7 protein-coding genes and 1 pseudogene are annotated in these 7,943 nt (G+C 71.9%); 4 read left to right on the top strand and 4 right to left on the bottom strand.

The genetic code is table 11. The features are described from left to right. The 4 genes from AC1DY2_RS11325 to AC1DY2_RS11310 all read right to left on the bottom strand — a co-directional run. Positions 1-866 (bottom strand): LysR family transcriptional regulator (locus tag AC1DY2_RS11325; RefSeq protein ID WP_476762522.1); only part of this gene is annotated, 866 nt, incomplete at its 3' end. 68 nt (positions 867-934) lie between these two features. Beyond that, entirely contained in the window at positions 935-2,011 is a 1,077-nt protein-coding gene (locus AC1DY2_RS11320; protein ID WP_476762521.1) for an apurinic/apyrimidinic endonuclease family protein, read from the bottom strand. Further along, positions 2,001-2,414, bottom strand: a complete 414-nt coding sequence (locus tag AC1DY2_RS11315; protein ID WP_476762520.1) for a hypothetical protein — start codon at positions 2,412-2,414, stop codon at positions 2,001-2,003. The genes AC1DY2_RS11320 and AC1DY2_RS11315 overlap by 11 nt, the downstream gene beginning before the upstream one ends. Before the next feature lie 69 nt (positions 2,415-2,483). Next, the gene (locus AC1DY2_RS11310; protein WP_476762519.1) at positions 2,484-3,749 is read right to left on the bottom strand and encodes an ROK family protein; all 1,266 of its coding nucleotides are present in this window, start codon (positions 3,747-3,749) and stop codon (positions 2,484-2,486) included. Positions 3,750-3,871: 122 nt separating this feature from the next. Here AC1DY2_RS11310 and AC1DY2_RS11305 point away from each other — a divergent pair, with 122 nt between their 5' ends. The 4 genes and pseudogenes from AC1DY2_RS11305 to AC1DY2_RS11290 form a co-directional block, all read left to right on the top strand. Then, positions 3,872-4,912, top strand: coding sequence for a Gfo/Idh/MocA family protein (locus AC1DY2_RS11305; protein ID WP_476762518.1), 1,041 nt, complete (start codon positions 3,872-3,874; stop codon positions 4,910-4,912). Further along, on the top strand, positions 4,909-5,715 hold the full coding sequence (locus AC1DY2_RS11300; protein ID WP_476762517.1) for a hypothetical protein: 807 nt from the start codon (positions 4,909-4,911) through the stop codon (positions 5,713-5,715). The genes AC1DY2_RS11305 and AC1DY2_RS11300 overlap by 4 nt, the downstream gene beginning before the upstream one ends. Positions 5,716-5,845: 130 nt before the next feature. Then, a complete protein-coding gene (locus AC1DY2_RS11295; protein WP_476762516.1) occupies positions 5,846-7,339 on the top strand; it encodes an MFS transporter in 1,494 nt (497 codons plus the stop codon). Between the two features lie 20 nt (positions 7,340-7,359). Next, positions 7,360-7,943 (top strand): annotated as a pseudogene (locus AC1DY2_RS11290) (GMC oxidoreductase); the annotation flags it as partial.

Below are 7,943 nucleotides of genomic sequence, written 5' to 3'. Positions count from 1 at the left end.
GGGTCGCGCCGGTGCACCGGATGCCACCACATCGCGTTGTGGATGGGCGTCGCGTCGAACGGCGGGGCGTAGACCCGCACGCCCCCGACGTTGCGCGCGTAGTCGGCGAGGGCCGCCTGCACGAGCGCGAGCCGATCGGTGCCGGCGATGAACATCGGCAGGGCGAGGAAGCTCTCGACCACGGCCTCGACCCGGGGCTCGATGCCGAGCTGCTGGATCTGCCGGGTGGCCGAGGTGAACGCCGACCGCGACTGGTACGTGAACACCCAGGGCTGCCTGGCGATGTCGTCGAGGGTGACGGCATCGCCGAGCGTCGGATGGTCGTCGGCCGCGATAATGACCCACGAATCGGTGAAGAGGTCGGTGTAGGGCAGGTCGGTGAGGAAGCCGTGCGGCATAAGCAGCCCGTCGGCGCCGCGCAGGCGGTTCACCGCGTCCTCGACGATCTGCTGGTTGTGCACCATGAACCGGAAGCGCACGCCGGGGGCCCGTGCCGCGGCGAGTGACGCGAGGCGTCGGCCGGTGGTGGCGAGGCTGTAGTCCGAGCCGTAGATCGCGAACTCGCGCGTCGACTGGCTCGGATCCCACTCCGCCTGGCTCTCGAAGACGCGTCGCGCGGCATCCAGCGCGGCAGCCGTGTGCTCGGACAGACGCGACGCGAGCGGGGTGAGCTCGTAGGAATTGCCGGTCCTCGCGAGGATGGGGTCGTTGAAGTGCGTGCGCAGTCGCGCGAGCGAGGCGCTCAGCGCCGGCTGGCTGAGGTGCAGCCGCTCGGCGGCGCGGGTGACGCTGCGTTCGGTGAGCAGGGCGTCGAGCGACACGAGCAGGTTGAGATCGAGTCGGGAGAGTGGGGGGAGGTCGGACACGTCGTTGTGTTCCTTCGCTGGGGTCGGGACCCCTCATTCTATCAGCGCGGTCGATCCCGCCCCTAGGGCTATTGCGTCGATTGATGTGCTGGCGGCGCCCCCGTCGTCGCGTCGTCACGAGCGCCGGCCCCCGCGGCCAGTGCCGATCGCGCGAGCGCGAGGTGCCGCCGGGTCATGTCCGCGGGGTCGTCGAAGAGCCACTCGTGCCCGCCCCACTCGCTGCAGAGCGTGCCCGCGAAGTCGGAGCCGGCGAGCAGGGCCGCGAGGTCGCGGATCGGTGCGGACACCCGGAGGTCGGCGTCGTCGAGGTCCCAGAACTTGAGGTGGAAGGCGCCCACGAGGGGCAGGATGCCGCGGAGGTCGGCCGCGCGCGACCGCCCGAAGCGCACGAGCAGGTTCATGTAGAGCGTGTGGATCGCCGGGGGGACCCCGCCAGACCGGAGCAGCCCGACGACCGCCCCGGTCGTCGCGGGGTCGCGCCACTCGTCGACGAGGCGTGCGAGCAGCTCCGGCGGAAGGCCCGCACGCGCGAGCTCGTCCAGGTACGTGGTCGGCAGGGCGGGCATTAGCATGCTGAGGTCCACGAGCAGCCGCAGGCCGGGGTCGTCGATGCCGGCGATGACGTCGATCGCCGCCGCGGTGGGTGCCGAGTCCGGTGCCTGCTGCCCCTGGATCTCCTCGTACAGCACGAGATCGAGCGCGTGCAGGGTGGGCAGGAGCCGCCGCAGGAGTGCCTCGCCGGCCTGCCCGATCGGCAGGCGCACGCCGGTGGCACCCACCCGATGGGCGGCGCGGAGCTGGGGGAGCAGGAACGCGAGTCGCTCATCCTCCGAGCGCCGCTGGCGGGCGCCGGTCCAGTCGTCGAGGCTCGCCCCGACGATGCTGACGTTGCCGCCGGCCCCGTCGAGCACTCGGCGCAGCGCGTCCACCTCGGCGTCGGCAGAGACGGGGAACGACCGCCACAACTGGCCGGGCTCGAGTTCGATCGTGGTAGCGATGCCTCCGGTGACGATCCCCGCGGCGATGTCGGGTGCCGTGCGTTCGGTGCGGATCACCTCGGGCGTCCAGTTGAAGGCGCTCGCGGCCAGGGTCCAGGTGGGCGGAAGCGCGCCCGCGACGTCGACGTCGCTCGGCTCAGGCGACATCGCGGGACACCGACGGTGCGGAGGCGGGAGCGTCGAGTTCGAGTGCGCGCGCGACGTGGAAGGGCAGGGTGAGCGGGCCGTCGGGCGCGGTCTGGAGGTAGGGGATGACGAGGCGGAACGAGACGACGACCTCGTGCATGCCGGGCCCGAGCATCCGCCAGCCGCGGAGCAGGAGGCGGTCCTGCAGGAACCACCATCCCCGTTCGCGCCCGAGTGCCGAAGGATCCAGCAGCCGTCCGTCGAGCGCCACGAGGACGGGGTCGACCCGCTCGCCGTCGATCGAGAGCTCGAGGCCGTCGRCGCTGGCGACGGGAAGCGACCGGATCCAGGGGAGGCCGAGGCGCAGCGCGAACCCGTCGTCGGTGGAGGCGAGCGCGTCATCGCGCAGGGCGGCGAGGGTCATGGGCGCGCTCCTTCGTATCTCACTTGAGACAGAAAGCTACACGCTTATGTCAGAAAACGAAAGAAGCGATCACGAGGCGACCATGACCTCGGTGATCGTCGGGCGTCCGTCGGCGAACCAACGGGGGAACGTGGCCTCGAAGAGCTGTTCGCGCACCATCTCCGCGCCACCACGAAGCGGTTCCTTCTCGTCGCCGAGCGAGCGGACGATGCTGAGGTCGCGAGTCGCGAGGGGGAGTGAGAGCTCGTAGACCCGCTGTCGCACCTCCGCGAGGAAGACCTCGCCGGCCGACGAGACGGCGCCGCCCACGACGATCACGGCCGGATTGAACATGTTGACCAGTGCGGCGATGGACTCGCCGACGAGTCGTGCCGAACGCTGGATGAGCGAGATGGCGAGCGCGTCGCCGTCCATCGCGGTGACGGCGATCGCCTCGGGCGTGATGTCCGCGCCGCCCTCGACGTGACGGGCCAGGGCGCCCCCACTGCCCTCGCCGACGGCGAGCTCGGCGTCGCGAACGAGCGCCCAGCCGCCGGCCTCGGCCTCGAGGCATCCGACCTTGCCGCATCGGCACAGGGAGTCGGAGTCGCGCACCCGCACGTGCCCGATGTCTCCGGCCGCACCATTCGCGCCCCGGTGGATGCGCCCGCGGGAGAGCAGCCCCGCGCCGATGCCCGAGCCGACCTTGCAGAAGATGAGGTCGAGCGCCTCGTCGTCGCGGCGTGCGCGCTCGCTGAAGGCGAGCAGGTTCACGTCGTTGTCGACCCAGGTGGGCGCGTCGAAGCGCTGCTCGAACCGGCGGCGCACGTCGAAGCCGTTCCAGCCGGGCATGATCGGCGGAGCGACCGGGCGCCCGCTGTCGAAGTCCACCGGGCCCGGGATGCCGACCGCGACACCCCACACCGGCACGTCGGGGTGCTGCGCCAGGATCTCGTCGAGCATCTCGAGCGCCTTCTCGATGGTCTCGGCGGGGCCACGCGCGATGTCCCATTTCGTGTGGGCGTGGTCGACGATGTCGCCGTCGAGCGACGCGATGCCCACGCGGATGTGCAGGGCCCCGAGGGCGCAGACGACGATGCGCCCCTGCTCCGAGCGGAAGCGCAGCGTGCGGGGGGCGCGACCGCCCGACGACGGGCCGAACTCGCCGTCGGCGAGGAAGCCCATCTCGATGGCCTGGTCGACCCGCTGGGTGACGACGCCGCGGCCGAGCCCGGTCACCCGTCCGATCTCGGGACGCGTGGCCGCCTCTCCGGTGCGCACCAGGTTGACGATTCGAAGGAGGCTCGTGACCTCATCGGTCTGGGCGCCGAAGCGCAGGGTCGACTCGCGTGTCATGCACAGATTCTGACACAACACGGGCCGTGCAGCGGTGATTTCGGCACGACTATGGACAAAAGTGACACCCGCTTTTGTATAGTTATGACACAAGTTCGCTGAGCAGGGCGGGAGGACGGCGTATGCCGTGGGGCGTCGGCGTGATCGGGGCGGGTCCGGGGGTGGCGGCGTTGCACCTCCCGACACTGCAGCGGTTGAGCGACCGGTTCACCGTCGTGCACCTCGCCGACCATGGCAGCGGCCGCGCCGCGGAACTCGCACATCGCGTAGGTGCGGCGTCGTCCACGGGGACCGAGGAGCTGCTCGCGGATGCCGCGGTCGAGGTGCTCGCGATCTGCAGCCCGCCGAGCGAGCACGCCGTGCAGATCCTCGAGGGAGTCGACGCCGGCATCCGGGCGATCCTCTGCGAGAAGCCGCTCGCGACCACGAAGGCGGAGGCGCGTGCCGTCGTCGACGCCTGCCGCGAGGCCGGGGTGAAGCTGCTCGTCGCGACGAACCACTTCCACGACGAGGCCTGGGATCGGGCGAAGCACCACCTCGTGGCGCTCGAGTCGGACGTGCGCACGATCTCGGCGACCGTCGCGCTTCCGCCCAACGGCCGGTTCCACGCCGCGGTCACCGAACCGGGTCCCGCCGGGCCTCCCGCCCGCGGCGGGCCCGACCTCGACGACCCGGCCGTCGCTGCCGACGTGGTGCGTCAGCTCGTGCTCGGGCTCGCCGTGCACGACCTCCCCGCGATCCGCGACCTCGCGCCCGACTTCGAGGCCGTCGACTTCGCGGCGGCCGTACCGCCGATCGGCTACACCGTGGCCTTCCGCGCCAGTGGCGTGCGGGTCCTGCTGACGGCGGTCATGCTGCCGGACGGACCCGACCCGATCTGGCGCCTCACGATCGGCACCGAGACCGACCGCGTCGACGTCGAGTTCCCGCCGTCATTCGTGCATGCGGGCAGCGCGACGGTGCGGGTCCGCGTCGGCGACCTCCGCACGACGACGTACCGGCGGGAGGACGAGGACGGCTACGTGCGCGAATGGCGGGCGCTCGCCGCGCTGCTCGACGGAAGCGCCACCATGGAGTACCACGAGGTGCTCGACGATGCGCTGTTCGCGATCGACCTCGCCGACGCTGCCGCGGCGGCGATCCGCGCGGGAGGCTCGTCGTGAGCGAGCGCGTCGGGATCCTCGCCGACCTGCCCGAGTACGTCGTGGCGGTCGCCGGCCTCCCGCGCAGCGCGGAGCGCGTCGGTCGCTCGGCCGGCGCGATCGTCGTCGTCGACGGCTCGGCCGAGTGGTGGGATGCCGCCGCGGGGGCCGTGGAGGCGGGGGCTGCGGCGGTGCTCGTGGCAGAACCTCGCGCGGTGCCGCTCGAGGATGTCGGCGCCCTGGCCGACCGCGCCGCGGACCGGGGCGTGCCGATCGTCGTGCACCGGTCCTCCCTGCGGGCGGACCTGGTGGTCTTGGCCCTCGCGCAGCGGAGCGGTGTCGCGCCTCGCGTCACGGTCGCGGAGTGCCGTGCCACGGCCGACGCCCTTCCCGCGATGGTTCGGGACGCCGTCGGCTGGATGCGCTCGCTCGCGGGTGCCCCGCTCGTGGTGGGCGCCGCCGACAGTGGACGCGACGCCGGGACGGCGCTGCTGCGGGCCGACGACGACGGACGCGTCCTCGGCTCGGTGCTCGTCGGGGTGACGAGCCCGGAGGGAGCCGTGCTCCGCGTGCAGGCGCTCGGCGAGGCGACCACCGAGGTCGAGATCGATGCGCCGCTCGGGCACGTCGAGCTGGCCACGAGCACCGCCGCAGGGCGCCTGGTCGCGCCCGCGAGGCTCGAGTCCGGCGAACGCGCGTCGGTGCGTCGGGCCGTCGACATGGTGGCACGAGGCACGCGATGCCTGGAGCTCGACGAGTTGCTGGCGGACGCGCGAGCGGCGGAGGCCATCCTCGTTCCGTCGCGGCATCCGACCCGGCTTTAGTTGTTTTGCGACGAAAGATCGTCTAGAATCGACATGACGTCGGGATCCCTCGGATCCGATCCTCACCGTGACGCTGCGGCGAGGGCACACAGGGTCGCGTCGACAGTCCGATCGTTCGGGCCATCCACGAATGTCGCTCTCACCGCTCCGGTTCCGGCTCCTCATCGCCTCCCTCCTGACCGTCTCGATCCTCGGCGCCCTCGATCACACGATCGTGGCCACGTCGCTCGCCACCATCGCCGGCGAGCTCGGCGCACTCGGCCAGATGGGCTGGGTCGTCGTCGGCTACACGCTCGCGAGCACCGTGCTCCTGCCCGTGCTGGGCAAGGTGGGCGACCTCGTCGGTCCGCGCCTCGTCTTCCTCGTCTCGCTCGTCGTGTTCCTCGTGGCGTCGCTCGCCTGCGGCTTCGCGCAGGACATGACGCAGCTCATCGTCGCCCGGGTCGCGCAGGGCATGAGCTCGGCCGGACTGCAGCTCATGTCGCAGACGATCGTCGCCCACGTGACGACGCCGCGCGAACGCCCGAAGATCCTCAGCATCATCGGCGCGGCCTTCCCGGTCGCGATCCTCRTCGGCCCGGTGCTCGGCGGGGCGATCACCGACTACTGGGGCTGGTCRTGGGTGTTCTGGATCAACATCCCGTTCGGCGTCGCGGCGTTCGCCCTCGCGGTCTTCGCGATCCCGCACATCGACCCCGGTCCTCGGCGGCGCTTCGACTTCGCCGGCGCGACCGGCTTCACCGTCGCCTTCGTCGCGCTCGTGCTCGCCGTCAGCTGGATCGGCGACCCGGCCGCGGCATCTGCTGCGCTGGTGGCCTTCGTCGTCGCGGCGATCGGCTTCGCCGCCTTCTTCGCGATCGAGCTGCGCGTGCCCGAGCCGATCGTGCCGCTGCGGTTCTTCGCCGATCGCACGATCGCGGCGGGCGTCGCACTCTCGGCCATCATCGGCGTCGGGCTGTTCTCCGTCACCGCGTACCTGCCGACGTACTTCCAGATGGCGTATCGCACCACCGCCACGGTGTCGGGGCTCGTGCCCATCGCCACGGTGTTCGGGATGCTCGTCTCCAACCTGGCGACCGGATGGCTCGTGAGCCGCACCGGCCATTACCGCGTCTACCCGATCGTCGGCACCACCCTCGGCGCCGCAGGGCTGCTGACGATGGCGCTGCTGCCCGTCGGTGCCCCGCTCTGGGTGCCGATGGTCGTCATGGGCGTCGTCGGCATCGGCACCGGCTCCTTCATGAGCCTCGTCATCGCGGTCGTGCAGAGCGCCGTGCCGCGGAACGAGACGGGCACCATCACCGCGACCGTCAACCTCGTGCGCCAGATGGGATCCACCGTGGCGACGGCCGTCATCGGCGGGGTGATCGGCGTCGGCGTCGCCGCCGGGCTCCCGTCGATCCTCGACGCATCGACGCTGACTCCACAGGCAGCGCGGGCATCGTCGCCCGCCGTGCAGGAGCACGTCGCGCACCTGTACGGCGACGTGCTCTCGCCCGTCTTCGCGGCCCTCGCGGTCGTCTACGCGCTCGGCATCGTCGCGGCGGTGCTCCTTCCGAAGGGGCAGCTGTCCGACGAGGTCGAGCCGGCACCCGAAGCCGCATCCGAACCCCTCACCGCGTGAACCCCGAAGAGGAGCACCTCATGTCGCACCACCCCACCATCGCCGTCGTCGGCAGCGGGCCCATCGGCTCCGCCTACGCCCGCACGCTGCTGGAGGGCGTTCCRGATGCCAGGGTCGTCATGTTCGAGGCGGGCCCGCAGTTGACCGACCGCCCCGGCGAGAGCGTGCGCAACATCGCGGACCCGACCGAGAAGGCCCGCGCGCGGGAGCGGTCGCAGGGTCCGCAGGCGGGGGAGTTCCGCGAGGCACTCGGCATCCCGGCCGGCACGGTCGTCGAGGGCATGTTCACCGCCCGGCAGGGCACCCACCTGCTCGACTTCGGCGGCGAGGGCTCGGCGCACGCGCCGACGTTCCCGGCGGCGGCCGGGGCCACGAACGTCGGCGGCCAGGGTGCGCACTGGACGTGCGCGATCCCGCGACCGGGGTTCAGCGAGAAGGTCCCGTTCATCGCCGACGACGAGTGGGAGGACCTCATCGCCACGGCCGAGGGCCTGCTGCACGCGCAGAGCTCGGCGTTCGCCGACTCGGCGGTCGGCGGCGGCATCCGCTCGCTGCTGGAGGAGGAGTTCGCCGGTGAGCTGCCCGACGGCTACGGCCCGGGCAC

The organism is Agromyces sp. P1_H4 (assembly GCF_056405255.1).
Note: the sequence above shows the minus strand (reverse complement) of the source record. Positions and strands in the feature narration are given on the sequence as shown.

What these genes read in the sequence shown, in the direction of transcription:
- AC1DY2_RS11320 (WP_476762521.1), bottom strand. Translation starts at nt 2,011, where the DNA reads ATGTCGCCTGAGCCGAGCGACGTCGACGTCGCGGGCGCGCTTCCGCCC.
- AC1DY2_RS11310 (WP_476762519.1), bottom strand. Translation starts at nt 3,749, where the DNA reads ATGACACGCGAGTCGACCCTGCGCTTCGGCGCCCAGACCGATGAGGTC.
- AC1DY2_RS11305 (WP_476762518.1), top strand. Translation starts at nt 3,872, where the DNA reads ATGCCGTGGGGCGTCGGCGTGATCGGGGCGGGTCCGGGGGTGGCGGCG.